A 21,195-nucleotide genomic window follows, 5' to 3' on the forward strand; every position below is an offset into this window, starting at 1 on the left:
CCCGACTTAAACCAACAATTTGGGATATTTGGGTTGCATCCAGATCTAAGGCAAAAAGCTTCACAATTTGCCGAAATTTGGATTCTGAAATTTTAGAACGGTAAATGTATTTGTTTTTCATCTGCATAATCATGATTTGAACACCAATTTATTTGGTTGTTCTTATCGTGACCCAAAAATAAATATGAAAAGAACGATTCGTTATTTTTGGGTTTTTGCCGCTTTTTCCAAACTGTTCTTTTTCCCTTTTTCAAGTTCCCGCTCAACGATTTTCATGGCGCACAGATTTCCGCACATCGAACAGGCTTCCGACTCCGAATTCCGGGATTCGCGGACTTTTCGGGCGTGAACCGGATCAATCGACAACTTATACTGCGTCTCCCAATCCAGATTTTTTCGGGCGGCCGCCATTTGGTTATCCATCTTCCAAGCGCGTTCTTTGGGGCCGGTTTTGACTAAATCCACTGCATGAGCTGCAATTTGTGTGACCTGCATGCCTGTTTTAATATCTTCCACCGTCGGCAGCGCCAAGTGTTCGGATGGGCTGACCATACACATAAAGTCAACGCCGGCCGCTCCGGCAATCGTGCTGCCGATGGCGGACGTGATGTGGTCAAATCCGGGCGCGATATCGGTGACAATCGGACCAAGCAAATAAAGTGGCGCGTCGTGGCAGGTCTGTTTCATGAAATGAACGGAGGTTTGAATCTGATCGATGGGAACGTGTCCCGGACCTTCGACAAAGGTTTGGACGTCTGCCGCCCGCGACCGAAGAACCAATTCACCGAGGACGAGGATTTCCTCAAACATCGGCGCGTCCGACGCGTCATGAATGCATCCAGGGCGCATGCCATCGCCGAGACTGAGCGTGACGTCGTATCCGGCCGCGATTTCAAGCAAATAATCAAATTCCTGATAGAACGGATTTTCGGCGTCGTTGTGAATCATCCATGCCACCGTAAACGACCCTCCGCGGCTGACGACATCCATCATCCGGCCGGATTTCATCAATTTGGAAACGGTATTTTGATTGATGCCGGCATGAACGGTCACGAAGTCGACGCCCTGTTTGGCGTGGCGGCGGACGGCGTTAAACATATCGTCGGACGTCATTTCAACGACCATCGGCGCACTGGCGGCCGCGTCATACAAGGGAACCGTGCCGACCGGGACGGTAATTTCGGACAAAATCTGCTGCCGGACATCATCCAAATCGCCGCCGGTGGACAGATCCATAATGGCGCCGGCGCCGTACCGGACAGCCGTTTTCGCTTTTAAAATCTCATCTTGTGCATCGATATAATCCCGGGATGTGCCGACATTCGCGTTGATTTTTGTGCGCATCATTTGACCGATGCCGACCGGTGTAATCTCCCGGTTTTTGTTGTTGTTTTTCGGAATGGTCACGAGCCCCTTGGCGACCAGCCGGCAAAGATCCGCCGGATCAATGCCTTCGTCGGCAGCAACCGTTTTGATGGCGTCGCCGACAATTCCGTTTTTACAATCTTTCATGAGCGTCATAAAACACGTCAACGCGTTTCGAATATATAGCCTTTCGGGTTTGACGGATGAAATTGTTGCCGTTCCGGCAATCATTCATTTTTGATCCTGTTTCAATAACAATATCATCACCAAAAAGCTTAATTTTTATTTATTCGTCTGCGTCCGGCGCGCGCGTTATAGCATTTGTTTTTTGAAGACAGGCCATCAAAAAGCGGGGGTTCATTTTTACTTTTGCAGTTTGCATCTACAGATGACTGTTTTAAGATTTCAGCTTGTACCCGCCGTTTCCAAAAATACAGATGATTCTTGTTCCGTTTTACAGCAACTGTTTTCAACAAGACACATATTTTATGGTCCGGTTTTCAGCAGGAGGTCCTAACAATACACGTGTCGTTTGGCTCAGTTCTGCATTTGTTGCGATTAATTGCACTTTCCGTCCGGCGATATCCGCCTAAACAGACGCAAAGCGTCTGTTTAGGCGGGACATTGACGTGAGAGGGAACAGACGCCTAAAATTAAACGAAAACAGACCCGACAACTTTTAAAAATCCAAAAGAAAATGTGTCGCTGTAACGCGCGCGCAGGCCGCTCACCAAAAAAGAGAAAAGGAAGTAAAAATCAAAAAAACAAATTGAAATTAGTTTTTCAATTTGTCTTCTACAATCTGAATGTTTTCATCCACGTTTTCATAATTCGGCTCGACCGTTTTCAACTTTTTAAATACGGTCAAAGCATCCGAATACCGCTCCAACTTAAAGAGCGTCGTCGCGTAATTATCAAGCACGTCCGGATTCAGAGCGTCGTATCGGAGAGATTCCGCAAAGAATTGAACCGCTTCTTCATACCGTTTTTCTTTCACCAAAATCAGCGCTTTATTGAAATACGCCTTCGGATTGAACGGGTCGGCATGAATGGCCCGGTCAAAATTTTGAATGGCCTGCGTGTTGTCCCCTTTTTTGGCATAAACGATACCGAGCATGTTTGTAATTTCGTAGTGGAACGGATCAATGTTTTGAGCTTTGGACAAAACGGCGACGGCTTCATCGAGCATGGCCGGATTTTGACCGGCGGACGCCAATTTTAATTTGCCGATTTCCTCATAAACCGGAATGAACGCGGGGTCCATCTGCGAAACGTAATTAAACGCCGCCAAGGCTTTTTCCGGCTCGTTTAACCGGAGGTGAATCTTGCCGACTTCATAGCGCACGCTTAAATTTTCAGGTTCGATCGCGACAATTTTATCAAAAACCAAAAGCGCCTGTTCCAAAGAATCGTGCGTATTGATTTTGGACAACACAAAACCGAGTTGAATTCGTGCGCTCATGAAATTGGGATCGAGTTCAATCACGCGTTCAAAAGAAACCACCGCTTTTTGAAGTTTTCCGGTCGCGTTTTGCATGAGTCCCAAATAATAATAAACGCCGGCGTCGTCCGGGCTGATGAGAAGTTCTTTTTCCAAAACTTCTTCCGATTTTTCAAAAGCGCCCATCTTCATAAAAGCAAAAGACTGGTAGCTGTAAAGCCGGCGCATGTCTTCTTTTCGAAGTTCAACGTCGCCGCCTTTTCCGAAAAGCGTGCCCTCACGGTCTTCTTCACTGCCGTCGACGACGAAACTTTCAAACCGGTCGATGAAAAGAATGCAAGAGGCGGCAAGCTCGTCATAGATGCCCAGCGACATCAGGCAAACGCATTTCAGGTCGGCCGCGGCGAACAAAAACGGATCCGTTTCCAATGCCCTGTCAAAATACATGATCGCGTCATTGAGCTGCTTTTGCCGGTAGAGAATAAATCCTTTGGAATAAAGATATTCGGCGTTTCCCGGATCGAATTTCAGTGCCTTTTCGACCGACGCCATGGCTTTGTCATATTGACCGGTTTGTTCTTCCAAAACCGCTTTTTGATTCCAGAAGGCATGATCCTTCGGATACCGGATCAAAATCTCTTCGTAACAGGCGATGGCCCGGTCATAGTCGTTCAACTGGACATACGTAAATGCCAAGCTCTCCCATGCCTTTTTAAATTTCGGCATCTCCTTGGAAAGCTGCGCAAAAATGTCTCCCGCTTCTTTATACCGGCCGTCCAGCAGAAGCGTTCTTCCTTGCTCAAAGCGATTATCCGGTTGACTCATTTTTGAAAACCTTTATCAATTGTCACAAAACCACACCTAAAACACCGTTCCGATATTTTATTGATGCGGTTTTACTTTTCTGTTTTTATTTTTATTTTTATTTCGGATTTGACATCCTTTTTTGGAGTATAAATATAGGATTCAAACGTATAAGAATGTACGAGAGACAAGTAAACAAACGATAAATAATTTTGTCTTGGTTTGGGATACTTTTTTGCCTCGGAATGCGGTATTATTTAGAAAAAATAAAGGGGCAGATCAATCTCCAAAAATTAAAAGAGATGTCGCCATAACACAAGGTTTTTATTTTTTGACTTACCTCTTTGATAGGTTTCGCATAATTTCAGTTATTTGCCAGTCAATTCAGTCATTATTCGAATTCAATCCACTTAATTTCAATCTATTCATTTAATTTCAATTATATTCATTTAATTTTAATCATATTCATCTTTAATTTCAAATTCAACTGATAGTTATTTTCATTTTCATCCGATCATTCGGATTGAAACGGAGTTGGTGATTTTTTTGGTCAAGAGAGCACTCATCAGTGTTTCCGATAAAACAGGTATCGTCGATTTTACAAAAACGTTGGTTGCGCACAACTTTGAAATCATTTCAACCGGCGGAACGGCAAAAACGCTTCGAGACGCCGGCATTAAGGTTCTGGACGTCTCCGATGTGACCGGATTTCCCGAAATGATGGACGGGCGCGTCAAAACCCTTCACCCGAAAATTCACGGCGCTTTGCTTTACTTAAGAGACAATCCGACGCATGCCGCCCAAGCCGTGGCGCAGGGCATTTCCGCGATCGACATGGTCGTCGTCAATCTCTATCCGTTCAGGGAAACGGTTGCCAAAGAAGGCGTGACAATCGAAGATGCCGTTGAAAACATCGACATCGGCGGTCCGTCTCTTCTCCGGGCGGCGGCGAAAAATTACAAATTCGTGACCGTCGTCTGCGACCCGTCCGACTATCCCGCCATCGAAAAAGAATTGAAGGAAAACGCCGGCAACGTGTCGCTGCCCCTCAAAGAAAAGATGATGGTCAAAGCCTTCCGGCACACCGCCGATTACGACGGCGCGATTGACACGTATTTGAGCCGGACGCTTCTCGATGAAAAAGTCAAACGCTTCTCCTTTGTCGGCGGCGAAAAACTCCGCTACGGCGAAAACTGGCACCAAGACGCTTCGTTTTACAAAGACACGCGCTGTGCGGGTCCGAGTTTGTCAAGCGCCCAGCAGCTTCACGGCAAAGAACTGTCCTACAACAATTATATCGACATCGACAACGCCATTTTAACGCTCAAGGACCTCAACAGTCCCAACCCGAGCGTTGTGATTGTGAAACACAACAATCCGTGCGGCCTGGCCACCGGTAAAACGCTGAAAAACGCCTTTTTGGCAGCGTGGGACGGCGACCCGGTGTCGGCATTCGGCAGCATCATTTGCGTCAACCGCGTTTTTGACGTGGAAACGGCAAAGTGTCTCGACAAAAAATTCATTGAAATCATCGTCGCCCCCGGATTTGAACCGGAAGCCTTGGAAATCCTCAAAAAGAAAAGTGAAAGCCTTCGTCTTTTGGAACTCAAAGACTTTGACAAACCGTTTGACAACAAACTGGTGTACAAACACGTCACCGGCGGACTTCTCGAACAAACCCGCGACGTCGGCCTCTTTGAGAAATGGGATCTTGTGACGACGGAAAAGTTCCCGGACGCTAAAAAAGGCGTGTCCGAGTTCGCCATGAGCGTTTGCAAGTGCATCAAATCGAATTCGATTTCCATTGCTTACGAATACGAACCGGGGTACTACATGCTTCTCGGCATGGGCGCCGGCCAGCCCAACCGTGTGGACTCCATCCGAAAACTCGGCGCGCCCAAAGCTTACGACAATTTAAAAACCATGTACGACCGGATGAACGCCGAAACCCCGATGACCATCACGCTTGAAGATTATCAGAAGCAAGTCATTTCGGAATGCGTCATGGCGTCAGACGCCTTTTTCCCGTTCGACGACAGCGTCATTTTCGCCCACGAAGCCGGACTGAATTACATTTTGTCCCCGGGCGGCTCCATCCGCGACGAAGAAGTGATTGCCACCGCCAACCGCCTCGGCGTTGCAATGGTTTTCACCGGCATGCGGCACTTCCTCCATTAAACGATTTGTTTCTTTTTTGAAACGGTTTGAAAGAGCGGCGTTCGGCACAATTTCTGCGCGTCCGCCGCCTCTGAAATATTCCAATTTTCCGTCATTTTTAGAATCGCCGTCAAACCGGCGACGAAATTTTTTCATAAACCATTATTTATAAGAGCAGCAACGTTTCACGTTCATAATTTAAAACATTTTTATATTTAATCAAAATAATCTCGGCTGATCCTTATGACCAACAAATTCGAAATGATGGAATCCGGAAGCGTCAAAAAAGCGCTTGCGTGGTTAGCGGCGCCGGCCATCGTTTCGTTGACGATTCAAACGCTTTACGGGTTTGTCGATACGGTTTTTGTCGGCCGCGGTCTCGGCGACGACGGCGTTCTCGGTCTCGGCGCGCTCACCATTGCGTTTCCGATCATGTATTTGATCGTTGCCGCGGCGTCCGGTGTCGGCGTCGGCGGGTCGTCTTACATTTCCCGCGGGTTTGGCGCCAAAGATCAAGAACGGGTCAAAAAAGGCATTGGAAACATGATTATTTTGGGGATTTTGGTCAGCCTCATCTTTACAATCGCCGGATTTTTCCTGCTGGAACCGTCGCTTCGGCTGTTCGGCGCCACTGATACGATTCTTCCGTTTGCGAAAGATTACATGTATTGGATTTTAATCGGCTGTGTTTTTCAAGTACTGACCATCACACTGACGGCAATCGTCATGGCGGAAGGCAATTCCATGTATATTATGGGCATGTATGCAGTTTCCAGCGTCACCAACATTGTTTTGGATTATGTCTTTATTTTCATTTTCGATTGGGGAATCGCAGGCGCTGCCATTGCGACCGTCATCGCGCAAATGATCAACTTCATCTTTTTGATTTTTTACATGTACCGCGTCAGCAGCCTGAAATTCAGCGCCCGTTGGCTTGTGTTTAATCCCCGGGTTTCCTGGGACATCGTTAAGATCGGCGCCTCCGAATTTGTTCGGGAAGGATCGCTCACGTTGATGTTTATCATCGTCAACCGCAACTTGGTTCTCTACGGCGGCGACGTCTCCATTGCGATTTTTGGGCTCATCAACCGCATTTTCGGCGTCGTGATCATTCCGGTCATCGGCATTGTTCAGGGAATGATTCCGCTCACGGGATACAACTACGGCGCCAAAAACTATACACGGGTGCGGGAAATATTCAAAACCGCCGCCATTTGGGCCGTTGTCAGCAGTTTGATTTTGGGTGTGATCAGTTACGCCTTTACAGCCGAAATATTCGGCATTTTCACCACAGATTTGCCGCTTATTGAAGAAGCCGTCGTCGCCTATTGGCTGGCCGACCTCAGCATCCCGATCGTCGCGTTTGCAATCATCGGATCCGCCTTTTTGCAGGCGCTCGGCAAAGCCAAAGAATCGTTTTTGCTGACGATTGCGCGCCAATTGTTTATTCTGCCGGTTCTGACCGTGATTCCGATCTTTTGGGGACTGACCGGCGTTTGGATCTCATTCCCGATTGTGGACGTGATGACAGGCGTTCTGACAATTTTGTTTATTCTCCGCCAGTTGAAAGTATTGAAAAAAGAAGAACAAAAATATGCGGTCAAAAAAGCGGCGGCCGTCTGACGCCTTTTTTATTTTCAATCATTTGATTCCTATTTTGAATGAATATTTTCCCTGAAAATTTATATTTCCCAAAAATATAGAAATCGAGAGAATCTGTATTTAAATTTTTTCTTTTGTAAATTTTCGAAACTGATTTATAGAACGGGACCATTTCGAAAAATATCCAAAATTGAAGGAGGGAAAAAATGATTCTGATTAAAACAAAAGATTACGTTTCGGAAGGGTTTTCGTATGGTGATGGAGAAATTATTTGTTCTGTCATCGACCAAATATTGGAACGCGGCGATTCCGTAACAGTTGATTTTACTGATATTGATTCGTACACCGCTCTATTTTTTAAGGTTTCATTGACTGAGCATTTGAGTTCAATGACAAAAGACGAATATGATTCGAGAATAAGAGTTGAAAATCTGTCGGAACTTGGCGACCTTGTATATAATCAATGTTACCGTACAGCTGTCAAATTTTACAGTTCGACGCCGGAAGAACAAGAAATGTACATACAGAGTATTCGCGATATGATGGAAGAGCTGGGGGTTTCAGAATGATATATCAAATCCCACTCAATGAAACTGTGGACCCGAAAGAGAAATACTTCATTGATGCAAATATTCTTTTATTTTTGTACACGGATGACACCGATCGGTCCCAAAACAAAAATAAAATTAAAATTTATTCGGATTTTGTAAAATATTTAAAAAATAATGGAAATCCGTTGTTTATCTCGTCTTTAAATCTTCAAGAAGTATTGCACGTTATTGAAAAAAAAGAATACGATAATTATTGCAAAGAGAATCAATGTCGTGTCAAATTAAAACGCTACCGCCGCAACCACCAAGAAAGAAAAGAACTCAAAATGAAATTGGGATCTCTTCTCCAACAAATTGTTCAAAATTATTCCGTGGAAGGCGATTCGGTCGACATCAAAGATATTGAAGCGTTTGTTTCAAGTTTTGACACGCACTTGTACGATCCGATTGATTTCTTCGCCGTCGATTCCAGATGCAGTCGAAGCCGCTTTAATTACATCACAGACGATTCCGATTTCAAAAACAATTTGAATTTCAAAACGAATCCGAATGTGAACTTATACACATATGGGACGCCTTCATCATAAACCGGCAGCTATTTCATGAAAAAAATGAAATTAATCCCGACAGAACATTTCAAATTTCAATTCAAAGAAACATTCAAATTCTTTGATTCCTCTTTTTGACACATGATGAATTCTCATATTTCCAAAAATAATCCTTCTCAAAAATCCCCGCTCCTCCTCATGATTTTGGACGGCTGGGGGTTTGAATCCAAACACATGGGAAACGCGGTGGCTGCCGCCAACACGCCGAATTTGGATTTTTTTGAAAAACACTACCCGACATGCCTGTGTGAAGCTTCCGGCATTGCGGTCGGACTGCCGGCCGGCCAGATGGGAAATTCCGAGGTCGGACATCTGAATATGGGCGCCGGACGTGTGATTTACCAGGACTTGACGCTGATAAACAAAGAAATCGAGGACGGAACGTTTTTCAAAAATCCGACGCTTCTCTCGGCGATTGAAAACGCCAAAACAAAGAAATCGGCGCTTCATTTGATGGGGCTCGTTTCCTACGGCGGCGTTCACAGCAGCCTGAATCATTTGAAAGCGTTGCTTCTCTTTGCGAAAAGAGAAGGGTTGAGCCGCGATCAGGTTTTTGTTCACGCATTCTTGGACGGGCGCGACGTGGCGCCGAAATCGGCGATGAACGACCTTGAGGATCTTGAAAATTTCATGACGAAAGAACAGATCGGAAAATTGTCCACAATAATGGGCCGCTATTATGCGATGGACCGCGACAAACGCTGGGAGCGAACGCAAGCCGCCTATGATGTGCTGACCGCCGGCAAGCCGGAAATTCCGGTGGCGGTTGTTGACGCGGCGGATTGGAAAAAAGCGCTGCAAGCATCTTTTGACAAAGGCGAAACGGATGAATTTGTGAAACCAATCGTCCTCATGGAGAATGCCAAACGCGTTTCCGTCATTTCCGATAATGATTCCGTTATTTTCTTTAATTTCCGCCCTGACCGCGCGCGCCAATTGACATACGCAATGACGCTGCCGGACAATAAGTTTTCCGGATTCACGCGCAAGGTTCATCCGAACGTCTTTTTCGTTTGCATGACGCAATACGACGAAGAACTGGACGTCCCGATCGCGTATCCGCCCAAGGACATCAAAAATACGCTGGGAGAATACTTATCATCCTGCGGCATCCGGCAGTTGAGAATCGCGGAAACCGAAAAGTACGCCCACGTCACGTTTTTCTTTAACGGCGGCGTGGAAGAGCCGAATCCTGATGAAAACCGGATTTTGATTCCGTCGCCGAAAGTGGCGACTTACGACGAACAGCCGGAGATGAGCGCTTATATTGTCACGGAAAGGCTTTTGGAAGCGATTGACGAAGACAAATATGATTTCATTGTCTTGAATTTCGCGAACATGGACATGGTCGGACACACCGGTATTTTTGAAGCGGCCACAAAGGCCGTCGAGACCGTCGACGAATGCGCCGGCGTCCTTGTCGAGAAGATTCTTGAAAAAGGCGGCGCCGTCATCATCACGGCGGATCACGGAAACGCTGAGCAGATGTTGGACGACAACAAAAAACCGCACACGGCTCATACGACAAACCCGGTGAAAATCATCTACGTGGATGAGAAAAACAAAAAGGACGGCAAAGCGGTTTGTACGCTCAGGGACGGCGGAAAGTTGTGCGATATTGCGCCGACGCTGCTTGAGATTATGGATTTGGAAATACCGGCTGAAATGACCGGACAGTCGCTGTTGAAGAAATAATCAAAATCAAATCTTGACCTTTTTTTATATCAAGCAAGCCGTCCCGATTAAACAGACGCGTTTCGCGTCTGTTTAATCGGAATCCGATGAGATTGGATGGGCACAGCAGCAACAGATACAAACCGGAACAAGAAAAAACTGTATTTTTAGAAAACAGTAGATACAAACCGGATCCGGAAACAACTGTATTTTCAGAAACAGCAGGTGCAATCTAAAATCTAAAAATAGTTCACTGCAGGTGCAAATTGAATTTAAAAGTAGTGGACGGTAGATACAATCTGAATTTTCAAGTCAATACATCTTTTTGCTTGAACAAAATCAAGAAGAAACGCCACGGTTTCAATGACGTTTCATCAAAAACGATTGCTATAACGCGCGCGGGGCGGCACGCACAAAAAAGTAAAAAACAAGAAAAAAACAAAAGAAATGAGAAGAGAAATCGGAAATTTCCCTGAAAATCCCGGTTTTCATCAAAATCTTTTTATGCTACTTTTTCCTTCTCTAAGTCTGCTTCAAGTAAGCTATCATCTTTTAGTCCCGTAGTGTAGTGGTCAATCATGTCGGCCTTTGGAGCCGACGACAATGGTTCGAATCCGTTCGGGACTATCCATTTTTTTAAATTTTTGACCGCTGAGTCCACTCGATCGTTTTTGTTCTCTTTTCTCTTTTACCGTTTTTCAAAAATACCGCGGATATGATGCCGGATGTGCACGACGCCATCATATTTCTTTTCTTTTTCCCGCGAAACGATGTCAATGGTCTGAAATCCGTTTTTTTCAAACAAGTCTCTGACTTCGCTTTCATCAAAATAATGATACATGATTCCGTTTTTTCGGACAAACGTGTTCGGCTCGGGTCCGGGTTCCGGCTCTTCACTTCCGAATTTCATATCTTTGACGCCGAATGCTTCAAAAAAAACATATCCGTTTGGTTGAAGAATGCGGAAAAATTCGGATACGGCTTTTTCTCGCCCCGCTTTCTCCAAATGCTGAAGAACGCCCAGACAAATGATCGCGTCAAAACCGCCGGAAAACGGCAGCCGGGTGATATCGCCGACAACAAATTCCGGCAGGTAAGCGTTTATTTTCTTGGATTCGGGCAGCTTGTTATATAAGCGTTCAATGGCTTCAGCCGAACGAACAACCGCCGGCTTTGAAAAATCGAGTCCGATACAAGGGTTTGACGCATAAAATTCTTTTAAAAAACGACCGGTTCCGCATCCGGCGTCTAAAATCAAACGTCCGGGCGGGATTTTTTCTTTCATCCACGCCGCGTCGGAACCGCCGCCCCATTCCAAATGCGCGTATTCCAAATCCCAGGCGTCCACGTCTTTTTTGCCGGACATTTTCTTCCCGCAGCGCGTTTTATTTTTGAATATCTAAGCTGATGTCGATCCATTTGGCGTCGTTCGTGACGGCGCTGAGCGAAATCACATCGACGCCGGACGCCGCATAGTCGGCCAAGTTTTCTTTTTTGATGCCGCCGGACGCTTCCAAAAGAACGCTGTCGCGCAAACCGTTTTCAATCAACAGCGCAACCGTTTCCCGAATTTCGGCTGGCGTCATGTTGTCCAGCATCACAATGTCGGCGCCGAGGCGGGCGGCCAAAACGGCTTGTTCTTTGAGGTCGGCTTCCATTTCTATTTTTTTAGAAAAGGACGCTTTCTTTTTGGCTTCCAAAAAAGCATTTTCAAAACCCATAATTTCGATGTGGTTATCCTTAATCATCACCAAGTCCGCCAGATTGTTGCGGTGGGAATCGCCGCCGCCGTCAATAACTGCCTTTTTCTCGAATTTGCGAATACCGGGCGTCGTCTTTCGGGTGGCTGCGATTTTCGGCGGTTTCAGGTTGGTTTGGTTCTTTTTATTGTAATCAGAAACGCTTTTTTCGACGATGGAAACGTATTCGTGCGTGTTGGTGGCAATGCCGCAGAGGCGGGATAAAAAGTTCAGCACCAGACGCTCGGCGCGTAAAACGGCAACGGAGTCGCCGGACAATTCAAACAAAATCTCTCCCTTGTTGGCGAAGTCGCCCGGATTTTTCTTCTGAGCGTAAGAAATGTTCATATAATCTAAAATGGCTGCCGCAATTTCAAGTCCGGAAACGATGCAGTTCTGTTTCGTAAAAATAACGGCGTTCACCTGTTTATTCGGAACAAGCGTGCAGGAGACGTCGTCGTCCCGAAGGTCTTCTTCCAAAAATATTTCGATTTCTTTTGTTAAAATCATTTTCTTCTTCCCTTTCCCTTCTATTTCCCTTTTCTTCTCTCTTTTTTCTTTTTCTTTATTTTCTTCAAATTTATTTAAAAAACGTTTTTATCCTTTTAATTGTTTTGATTTTTTAATTTTTTTCGTATCAAAAGGTATATTTAGCCGTTGACTTCTTTTTTGACATTTGCTTATAATTTTTATCATTCTATTATTTTCATTATTTCATAAATTTCCATAATTTTCATTCTTTTTCATTGGGGGTTATCTTATGATAAAAATCGGTGTCATCGGTTGCGGTTTTATCGGTTCTCAAATCTGTGCGGCGGTCGATTCCGGAGTTGTCGCCGCTGAATTAGCCGGCATTTTCGATTTTTCCGCTGAGAAAGTTGAATCCGTTCTTCAAACGCTTCAAAATTCCTCCCCTCAAAAAACAATGCCGGAAGAGATGGCGAAAAGCTGCGACCTCATTATTGAGTGTGCGTCTCAGGAAGCCGTTTTAAAATACGCGCCGATGATTTTAGAGCACGGCAAAGACATGATGGTTTTAAGCGCCGGCGCATTCCAAAATCCGGATTTTTACGCCAAAATTCAAAAGACGGCGGCGGATCACAATTGTAAAGTTTATCTCCCGTCCGGCGCGATTGCCGGAACCGATGGTTTGAAATCGGCGGCTATTGCCGGGATTAAATCAGTTACCGTGACGACCCGAAAACCGATTTCAGGTTTGGCCGGTTCGCCTTATTTGGCTGAAAAGAAAATCAATCTTGCCGACATCACAACGCCGACGCTTCTGTTTGAAGGAAAAGCCACGGACGCGGTTGTCGCTTTCCCGAAAAATGTGAACGTTTGCGCAACCATCAGTTTGTGCGGTCTCGGTTTTGAAAAAACGGTCGTCAAAGTCATTGCCGACCCGACGATTTCAGACAACATTCACGAACTGGAAGTGTTCGGGGATTTCGGACACATGAAAATGACGATTGAAAACAAACCGTCGCCGATCAATCCGAAAACCAGCTATTTGGCGGCGCTGTCTGCGATTTCGACGCTGAAAAGAATTACAGACCCGATTCAAATCGGCGTCTGATTTTTCTGTTTTTTCAGTGTTTGGATTGATCCAATTTTTTATTTTATCTTATTTTTTTATTTTCTCCATTTTTCATCATTTTCTTATTTTTACAGACTCTCCTAAGTTATTTTTCTTATTTTATAAATTTTATATCAATCATATACCTTTACATTCTTTTTATATGGTTATATTTATATCCATCATTTTGCATATATATATTTATTAGATTTTAATATTTTTATTAAGATGTAATCACATAACGTTTTTCAAACAGAGATTTAAATAGGTGATTGGGTTGACCACTAAGAATCAAAACCGAGTCAGGATCGGTATCATTCTTCTCATAGTCCTGCTGCTCATACTGTTATTTACGACATGCCTGGCAGATCGTGAAATCGGGACAAGCTGTTACAGCTGTTCGGTTTCATCTCAAAATTCAGCCGGATTTGAATTGCCGCCGGCCAATAATACGACGCCTGAAACCCCGCTCCCACCGAAAAATGTGACGCCGGGCGGCAACGGTACGGATCCGAATCCGCCAAATCCACCAACACCTATCGATTTAGATGCGGAACTTTATGATTATAAGCTGTGGGTCGGGGAAAATGGCGACCCTGATGTTGATTACCTGCGGGTCCTTCTCTTTGTTCCGGCCGGAAATACCGTTGATGCAAACACTTTGCTGGTTGAATATGATGAATTGGGCGGAACGGATTCCGGAGAAATTGCACTAACCAATGCGGATATTAGCGTATACGAATCGATTTCTTCCGGCAATTATTATTTGATCAAACTGAGTGGCGACATTTTGACGTCAAACAACGTGAGCAGTGGTGTGATTTACACCTACACATTCTCTCTTCCTACTTTATCTAACGACACATCGGTGAACTATCCTTTTGAATCCGGCGACGGTGTCACGGAGCCGTTTGAAATGACACACGTTGTTCAGTTGGACGCTATGAGATACTATACAGGAGCAGCTGGTGCCGGAAAAGATTTTGAGCTAACAACAGACATCGAGATTCCGGCGGAATGGAATACGGGCAGTGGTAAAGTTGACCGCGCATTTGTTGACGGAAAAGGTTGGGTGCCGATTGGAGAAGGTGTTGTCGATACCATGATATTTATGGTTGATTCAGTTCCATTCTCGGGAAATTTCAATGGAAATGGGCATGAAATTACCGGATTGTTTATTGAACAGTCTTTTGATCCGCAAGTTGATTATGAAACTGCTGTGACCGGATTATTTGGCTGTGCAGATGGAGCAACATTTGAGGATGTTAAATTAGATGAAATCAACATTATGGGCAGTCTTTTCTCAGGCGGCCTCTTAGGATACGGAACAGACATTGACATTCAAAATGTCGATGTTTCCGGAAATTTAACGGCGGACACATATGGCGGCGGCTTAGTTGGTTATGTTGATGGGAATGGAAATATAATAGAATGCAACACCAATGTTTTTGTCAACGGAACAAAATCTTCAGCCAGCATGGGTGGTCTGATCGGAGAAATAGGATACATGGCAGATTACTCTGTTGGATCTTGTAAAGCATATGGCAATGTATCCGGTCTGCAAGAAATAGGAGGTTTGATCGGACAAACTAATTATGCAACGATCCAAAACTGTGAAGCGTTTGGAGATGTGGAAGGTTACAGAGATTACACCAATCCGTACTCAGGACTTTTATCTCCTGCTTCCGGCATAGGCGGTCTCGTTGGTAAAATGATAGAAGGGACCGTTTCAGAATGCAATGCTTCAGGAAGTGTAATCGGCACCCAATATGTTGGCGGATTAATTGGTGACAATTCTTATGCATCCGTAACAAACTGTCATGCAAATGGAGAAACAATTGAAGGCGGATTTGCTGTCGGCGGGCTAATTGGCGGAGGTGGATACATGACGGTTGTGCAATACCACTTTGTGGTTGAAAATTGCAGTTATACGGGCAATTCAGTTTCAGGCAATCACTCGGCGGGCGGTTTAATCGGATGGGTTGAAAACATTACGGTCAACAATTGCTATTTGACGGGCGACGTTTTACCCAGTCAAATTGATATCAGTATGTTGGCGATCGGCGGGTATGGACCGGGAACAGGTGGTCTGATCGGACATGCCAGTAGAGGGTGTGTCATTGAAAATAGTTATGCAACCGGTTCTGTTACGTTCGATAACTCATATTCGGGAGGATATGGAACCGGCGGATTAATCGGGTACATTAATCAAAGTTCTGTCGATAATTGTTATGCACAGGGTGGTGAAATTAAAGGGGCCGACAATACAGGTGGATTGGTTGGGTTTGCAAATACAGGAACCACAATCAAGACCAGTGTGGTCTTGACCGAAGAAATTACCACAACGGGTACCAACAAGGGTCGTGTTGTTGGCTATAACGCAGCGGGCAATACTTTGCAAAACAACTATGCCGTTGAATCAATGACCGGCGGAACTTGGACTCCGGCTGCAAACGGAAAAGACGGCGCCGACGTTTCGGACGCAACCGCCAAAACGCTGACGTTCTACAGCAACGCTCCGCTTTCCTGGAGCATCAGCGCAGATGGAATCGGAACAATTTGGAGAATTGACAACAACAATGCCTATCCGGTTTTGTCTTGGCAAACGCCCTGATTGAAAAATCCATCTGTCAACAGACCTCAAACAAATATCTTTCAATAAAAAATTCGTTTGCATTTTGCGAACGAATTTTATTTTTATTTTTGATGGGAATCTCTGCAGATACGCTTTTTATCTTTTTTTGTTCAAAATTTCAAAAATCCAATCCAAAAACAAATTATATATTGATTTATATATTTATTTTCTCGAAAATATTTTTTATAATTCAGCTCGCTGCTGTCTCTTTTTTCAATTATTCACATCTTGTTTTTTTCAGGATGTTTTCGAAAAACTTATCACAGATGAACTTCAAACAAAAATGGCAACATAGAGATCATGCGCGATATTGTCAAAAAACGAATAGGAGGTTCATATTATGATGACAAATGAGAATGCGCAGACTTATAAGGCCTGGACGTTAAACAATTTCAAAGAAATTGAACAGGCCAAATATTTGTCTGAAAAAGATATCGAAGCCGTCGAAGTGGTCGGGCAGGTTTTGCCGTTTAAGACCAACAATTACGCGACAGACGAGCTGATCGATTGGGAAAATGCGGCGGCGGATCCGATGTTTTCGCTTCATTTCCCGCGAAAAGACATGCTTTTCGAACACGATTATGATACGGTCAAAACGCTTTTGCGCAAATACCAAAAGACGGAAGACCCCCGCGATAAAGAGGCTCTGGATAGCGCCGTTGAAGTTATCCGCTTATCGCTGAACCCGCACCCGTCGGGTCAATCTCACAACGTTCCGGTTTTTAACGGAACAAAACTCAACGGCCTGCAGCACAAATACAGGGAAACCGTTTTGCTGTTCCCGAATCAAGGCCAAACATGTTACGCCTACTGTTCTTTTTGTTTCCGTTGGCCCCAGTTTTCCAAAATTTCAAGCATGGCCGACTCCAAATTCGCCATCAAGGAAGATTATGAAACGTACATGGATTACATCAAATCCAAACCGGACGTCACTGATGTGCTGTTTACCGGCGGCGACCCGATGACCATGAAAACGTCCGTTTTTTCCAAATACATCGACCGGCTGCTCGAAGACGACATGAAGCAAATCAAAACGATCCGGATCGGTACCAAAGCCTTGGCGCACTGGCCGTACCGGTTCACAACCGACGCCGACGCGGACGACATGATCGGCATGTTTGAAAAAGTCGTCGCCGCCGACAAACATTTGGCGGTCATGGCGCACTTCAACCATCCGAAAGAAATGGAAACCAAAGCCGTCCGCGAAGCGATTCACCGGATTTTATGCACGAACGCGCAAATCCGAACGCAATCGCCGGTCCTCAACCACATCAACAACGACCCAACATCATGGGCTCAAATGTGGCGCAAGCAAACCGATCTCGGCTGCATTCCGTATTACATGTTCGTCGCCCGGGACACCGGCGCCAAACACTATTTTGAATTGCCCTTGGAGCGCGCCCAACAAGTTTTCCGGGAAGCGTATCAAAGCGTGAGCGGCATCTGCCGGACTGTCCGCGGTCCGATCATGAGCGACCACGCCGGCAAAATCCAAATTCTCGGCACGAGCGAAGTTTACGGCAAAAAAATATTCGTTTTGAGGTTCATCCAAGGACGAAATCCGGATTGGGTGGCCAAACCGTTTTTTGCGGAATACAATCCCAATGCGACTTGGTTTGACCAGCTGACGCCGGCTTTTGGGGAAAAAGAATTCTTTTTTGAATCAGAGATTGAGGATTACCTCAATCCCTGATTTTGTTTTTATTTAAGTTCAATTTGTCAACACTGGATGTTCGTAATAATAATCAGCCAATAATGCATAATTTTCATAATTAAAGTTGTCAAAGTTTATTTTGTCCATTGTTTCGCGTTCAAGTGTTATTTTTAAAACTGTACTATCCTTTGTATTTCCATAAACATCGGTTAAGGGTAATGACCAAAGGATGACAACTTCTGAAACTTCATCCCACTTTTTTAATTCTGAAAATATTCTGTTAGCATCAAGCAACATGCCTGTTCTTATCATCTTTTTTGTAAAATTATCCGGTCCTTTGAGACGAATTACAACAATTTTATCATCTGGATCACTGGTTTCAAGGTTATTGTTAACAACAGCTGATATTTTCTTCGAATGGCACTCGCTTATTGTTTTGTTAATGGCTTCTTCCAGAGAATTCGGGGGAGATACAACTGGTGAATTATTCACAGAAGTCGAATTATTTCCGCCAGTCGAATTATTTTTTGAAGTTGTGTCATCTTCTCCAAGTAACATTCCCATAAGTGTTAATAAGAAAAAAATACAAATTAAAATGAACCACCATCTTTTATATATTGGTTTTTTGTTTGGTTTTTCTTGCATATACAACCCTCCATCCCATGCATAGGGTAATACAATTATTTATAAAACACCCTCAAAATTTTAGATATTTTCTCTTTAACATTTCTTTTTTCTTTTTTTGGGCGGCGCCGTGCGCGCGCGTTACGGCACACATTTTCTTTTGGCATTTTTGAAAAAACAAGGCCGGCTTTGAAGATGTCAAGCAAACCGCCCCGAAAATTCGAGCGCGCATCGCGCTCGAATTTCTCGGATTCCGATGGCCGGAATTGATACGGAAACAGCTGATGCAAACCAAACTGACAACTGCAGATGCAAATCGGATCAGAAATCAACTGTATTGTTGGAAACGGTAGATACAAATCGGACCCGGAAACATGTGTATTGTTGGAAACGGCAGATACAAATCGGACCCGGAAACATGTGTATTGTTGGAAACGGTAGGTACAAATCGGACCAAGAAACAACTGTATTTTTGGAACCAGCAGGTACAAATCGGACCCGGAAATAACTGTATTGTTGGAAACTGCAGGTGCAAATCGGACCAATAAATATGTATCTTGTCGGAACCGGATTCAATCTACAGTTTACAGCAGGTGCAGCTCAAATTGGGTTAACAATTCGGAAACGGTTTAATATTAATAGAATGATTCATTTAACTCATCATTTAATCGTGTTATTCATTATTATTTTGTGATTCTCATGAATGCGGAAGAAACCATTCTTCGGATTGCCGAGTTGAAGAAAGAGAAAAACGCGCTCATTCTCGCGCACAACTATTCCCGGCCGGAAGTCCAAGACATTGCCGACATCGTCGGCGATTCGCTCGCTCTCAGCCAAGCCGCTGTGGATGTCGATTGCGACATCATCGTTTTTGCCGGCGTTCATTTCATGGCGGAAAGCGCTTACATTTTATCGCCGAAAAAGAAAGTTTTGATGCCGGACGCCGACGCCGGATGTCCGATGGCGGACATGGTGACGGTGGATTCCCTCAAAGCGGAAAAGGCGAAATATCCGAACGCAGCCGTGGTCTGCTACGTCAACAGTTCGGCCGCCGTCAAAGCGGAATCCGACATTTGCTGCACGTCCGCCAACGCCAAAGAAGTCGTGGCATCCATTCCAAACGACGAAATTTTATTCATTCCGGACAAAAATCTGGGACATTACGTTTCGCTGCACACGGACAAGGTTGTTCACTTCTGGAACGGCTTCTGTCCGGTTCACCAGCAAATTACAAAACAAGACGTTCTTGACGCCAAAGCCGCGCATCCGAACGCCATCTTTTTGGCGCACCCGGAATGCCGCCCCGACGTTTTGGAACTGGCCGACGGCATTTACAGCACGGCCGGAATCATCAAATACGCCGCCGCGTCTTCCGAAAAAGAATTCATCATCGGGACCGAACAGGCGATGATTCACAAACTCAAAAAAGACAGTCCGGACAAAATCTTTTATCCGATTTCTCAATACACGTACTGTTCCAACATGAAGATGGCAACGCTGCCGTCCATTTTGCGGGCGCTTGAAACGGAACAGCCGGCGGTGACTGTTCCCGAAGACATACGGATTCGCGCCAAAAAGGCGCTGGACCGGATGCTTGACGTCGTTCCGAAAAAATAAATCCATTTTCTTTTTTAAATTTTATTTTTCATTTTTCATTTTATTCTTCAATTTCGAAACGAGATGCGACAATGGTTCAGTTGGTTCAAAAAGCAAAGGATTACCTGGAACTGATGCGGTACAAAAACTGCATCATGGCCGGCTTTTCATCCGTCATTGCCGTTTTCATCGCCTCGTCCATTCTCGGCTACACGCCGTCTGAAATCAATTCTCTCTACGACGCGTTTATTCTGCTGGACATTTTCGTCATGGTTTTTCTGGCGTCCGGCGCCGGAAATGTTCTCAACGACTACTACGATATCGACATCGACCGCGTCAACAAACCGAATCGGCCGCTGCCGTCGGGACGCGTCAGCCTGACCGAAGCCGTTTATTTGGCGATCGCCAGCTTTTCCGTCGCGCTTCTCATCGCGTTTCTCATCAATCCGATCGCCGGTGTTTTCGGTTTTCTCAACGTCTTCATGCTGATTTGGTACGCCAAATCCCTGAAACGCACGATTCTGATCGGCAATTTGTCCATCGCTTATTTGACCGGTTCCACCTTCCTGTTCGGCGCCGCGTTTTTCGGCTGGGCAGGCATTCTTGCGCTTTTGCCGCTCGCCGTTTTAGCGTTTTTCGCCACTGCGTCGCGTGAAATCGTCAAAGACATCGAAGACATCGACGGCGACGCACAAGACGGCGCCGTGACGTTTCCGATCAAATACGGCGAAAAACCGGCGGCTTATTTGGCGGCCGCGATGGGAATCGTCGCTATGATTCTCAGCCCGGCGCCGTACTTTATGGGCGAGCTCGGCGTTTATTATTTGTATGCGCTCGTTCCGGTCGAGTTGTGTTTCTTGTACACGGTTTACGTCCTGATTTGGAAAAAAGATTACACGTTGTCCTCAAAGCTGCTCAAAATCGCCATGCTTCTGGCATTGGTGGCGTTTATTGTCGGTATTCTTTAATTTTATGAAAAAAGCGGGGATGGTTTTTTTGCCGTCGTCCGAAAATGTTCGCCGTAACGCGCGCGGCGCCGCCGTCCGCAACAACCCGGCAACAGTTCCAAATATATTCATTTTGGAACCAAAATCATTTTAAAAACAAATTCAATCCTACTATATCTTTCATCTTGATTAATCATCAAATTTATATTTTTAAATTTACAA

General features: G+C 45.0%; 15 protein-coding genes, 1 tRNA gene and 1 pseudogene. 11 read left to right on the forward strand and 6 right to left on the reverse strand.

Annotated elements, in window-relative coordinates; all coding sequences use genetic code 11:
• The 3 genes and pseudogenes from MsAg5_RS06280 to MsAg5_RS06290 form a co-directional block, all read right to left on the reverse strand.
• Positions 1 to 127 (reverse strand): annotated as a pseudogene (locus MsAg5_RS06280) (IS1595 family transposase); the annotation flags it as partial.
• Between the two features lie 74 nt (positions 128 to 201).
• Positions 202 to 1,521: a phosphomethylpyrimidine synthase ThiC gene (gene thiC, locus MsAg5_RS06285; protein ID WP_338099892.1), complete on the reverse strand. Its 1,320-nt coding sequence runs from the start codon at positions 1,519 to 1,521 to the stop codon at positions 202 to 204.
• Positions 1,522 to 2,140: 619 nt separating this feature from the next.
• A complete protein-coding gene (locus MsAg5_RS06290) occupies positions 2,141 to 3,631 on the reverse strand; it encodes a tetratricopeptide repeat protein (protein ID WP_338099781.1) in 1,491 nt (496 codons plus the stop codon).
• A 525-nt stretch (positions 3,632 to 4,156) separates the two neighbouring features.
• Here MsAg5_RS06290 and purH point away from each other — a divergent pair.
• The 6 genes from purH (at position 4,157) to MsAg5_RS06320 (ending at position 10,829) form a co-directional block, all read left to right on the forward strand.
• A complete protein-coding gene (gene purH, locus MsAg5_RS06295) occupies positions 4,157 to 5,788 on the forward strand; it encodes a bifunctional phosphoribosylaminoimidazolecarboxamide formyltransferase/IMP cyclohydrolase (RefSeq protein WP_338099782.1) in 1,632 nt (543 codons plus the stop codon).
• A 222-nt stretch (positions 5,789 to 6,010) separates the two neighbouring features.
• Positions 6,011 to 7,390 (forward strand): MATE family efflux transporter, encoded by a 1,380-nt coding sequence (locus MsAg5_RS06300; protein WP_338099783.1) that lies wholly within the window; start codon positions 6,011 to 6,013, stop codon positions 7,388 to 7,390.
• Between the two features lie 185 nt (positions 7,391 to 7,575).
• Positions 7,576 to 7,938, forward strand: coding sequence for an STAS-like domain-containing protein (locus MsAg5_RS06305; protein WP_338099784.1), 363 nt, complete (start codon positions 7,576 to 7,578; stop codon positions 7,936 to 7,938).
• Positions 7,935 to 8,507 carry a hypothetical protein gene (locus MsAg5_RS06310; RefSeq protein WP_338099785.1) on the forward strand — a complete coding sequence of 191 codons (573 nt, stop codon included), beginning with the start codon at positions 7,935 to 7,937 and terminating at the stop codon, positions 8,505 to 8,507. The genes MsAg5_RS06305 and MsAg5_RS06310 overlap by 4 nt, the downstream gene beginning before the upstream one ends.
• Before the next feature lie 102 nt (positions 8,508 to 8,609).
• The gene (gpmI, locus tag MsAg5_RS06315; RefSeq protein ID WP_338099786.1) at positions 8,610 to 10,223 is read left to right on the forward strand and encodes a 2,3-bisphosphoglycerate-independent phosphoglycerate mutase; all 1,614 of its coding nucleotides are present in this window, start codon (positions 8,610 to 8,612) and stop codon (positions 10,221 to 10,223) included.
• 533 nt (positions 10,224 to 10,756) lie between these two features.
• Positions 10,757 to 10,829: transfer RNA gene (locus MsAg5_RS06320), tRNA-Gln, on the forward strand.
• A 61-nt stretch (positions 10,830 to 10,890) separates the two neighbouring features.
• On the opposite strand, the gene MsAg5_RS06325 is transcribed toward MsAg5_RS06320, so the two are convergent.
• A complete protein-coding gene (locus MsAg5_RS06325) occupies positions 10,891 to 11,568 on the reverse strand; it encodes a methyltransferase domain-containing protein (protein WP_338099787.1) in 678 nt (225 codons plus the stop codon).
• A gap of 19 nt (positions 11,569 to 11,587) precedes the next feature.
• The gene (gene nadC / locus MsAg5_RS06330) at positions 11,588 to 12,451 is read right to left on the reverse strand and encodes a carboxylating nicotinate-nucleotide diphosphorylase (RefSeq protein ID WP_338099788.1); all 864 of its coding nucleotides are present in this window, start codon (positions 12,449 to 12,451) and stop codon (positions 11,588 to 11,590) included.
• Between the two features lie 250 nt (positions 12,452 to 12,701).
• Between nadC and MsAg5_RS06335 the strand changes: the two genes are divergently transcribed.
• The 3 genes from MsAg5_RS06335 to MsAg5_RS06345 all read left to right on the forward strand — a co-directional run bounded on the left by MsAg5_RS06335 (position 12,702) and on the right by MsAg5_RS06345 (position 17,845).
• On the forward strand, positions 12,702 to 13,517 hold the full coding sequence (locus MsAg5_RS06335; RefSeq protein ID WP_338099789.1) for an aspartate dehydrogenase: 816 nt from the start codon (positions 12,702 to 12,704) through the stop codon (positions 13,515 to 13,517).
• Positions 13,518 to 13,794: 277 nt separating this feature from the next.
• A complete protein-coding gene (locus MsAg5_RS06340) occupies positions 13,795 to 16,131 on the forward strand; it encodes a GLUG motif-containing protein (RefSeq protein ID WP_338099790.1) in 2,337 nt (778 codons plus the stop codon).
• A gap of 361 nt (positions 16,132 to 16,492) precedes the next feature.
• Entirely contained in the window at positions 16,493 to 17,845 is a 1,353-nt protein-coding gene (locus tag MsAg5_RS06345) for a KamA family radical SAM protein (RefSeq protein ID WP_338099791.1), read from the forward strand.
• An 18-nt stretch (positions 17,846 to 17,863) separates the two neighbouring features.
• Here the strand turns inward: MsAg5_RS06345 and MsAg5_RS06350 are convergent, their stop codons facing one another.
• Positions 17,864 to 18,451: a hypothetical protein gene (locus MsAg5_RS06350; RefSeq protein WP_338099792.1), complete on the reverse strand. Its 588-nt coding sequence runs from the start codon at positions 18,449 to 18,451 to the stop codon at positions 17,864 to 17,866.
• Positions 18,452 to 19,129: 678 nt separating this feature from the next.
• Between MsAg5_RS06350 and nadA the strand changes: the two genes are divergently transcribed.
• Positions 19,130 to 20,047 (forward strand): quinolinate synthase NadA, encoded by a 918-nt coding sequence (nadA, locus tag MsAg5_RS06355; RefSeq protein WP_338099793.1) that lies wholly within the window; start codon positions 19,130 to 19,132, stop codon positions 20,045 to 20,047.
• 71 nt (positions 20,048 to 20,118) lie between these two features.
• Complete coding sequence (locus MsAg5_RS06360) at positions 20,119 to 20,994, forward strand: geranylgeranylglycerol-phosphate geranylgeranyltransferase (RefSeq protein ID WP_338099794.1); 876 nt, start codon at positions 20,119 to 20,121, stop codon at positions 20,992 to 20,994.
• The last annotated feature ends 201 nt before the right edge of the window (positions 20,995 to 21,195 follow it).

This window comes from Methanolapillus africanus, assembly GCF_032714475.1.
Classification (GTDB): Archaea; Halobacteriota; Methanosarcinia; order Methanosarcinales; family Methanosarcinaceae; genus Methanolapillus; species Methanolapillus africanus.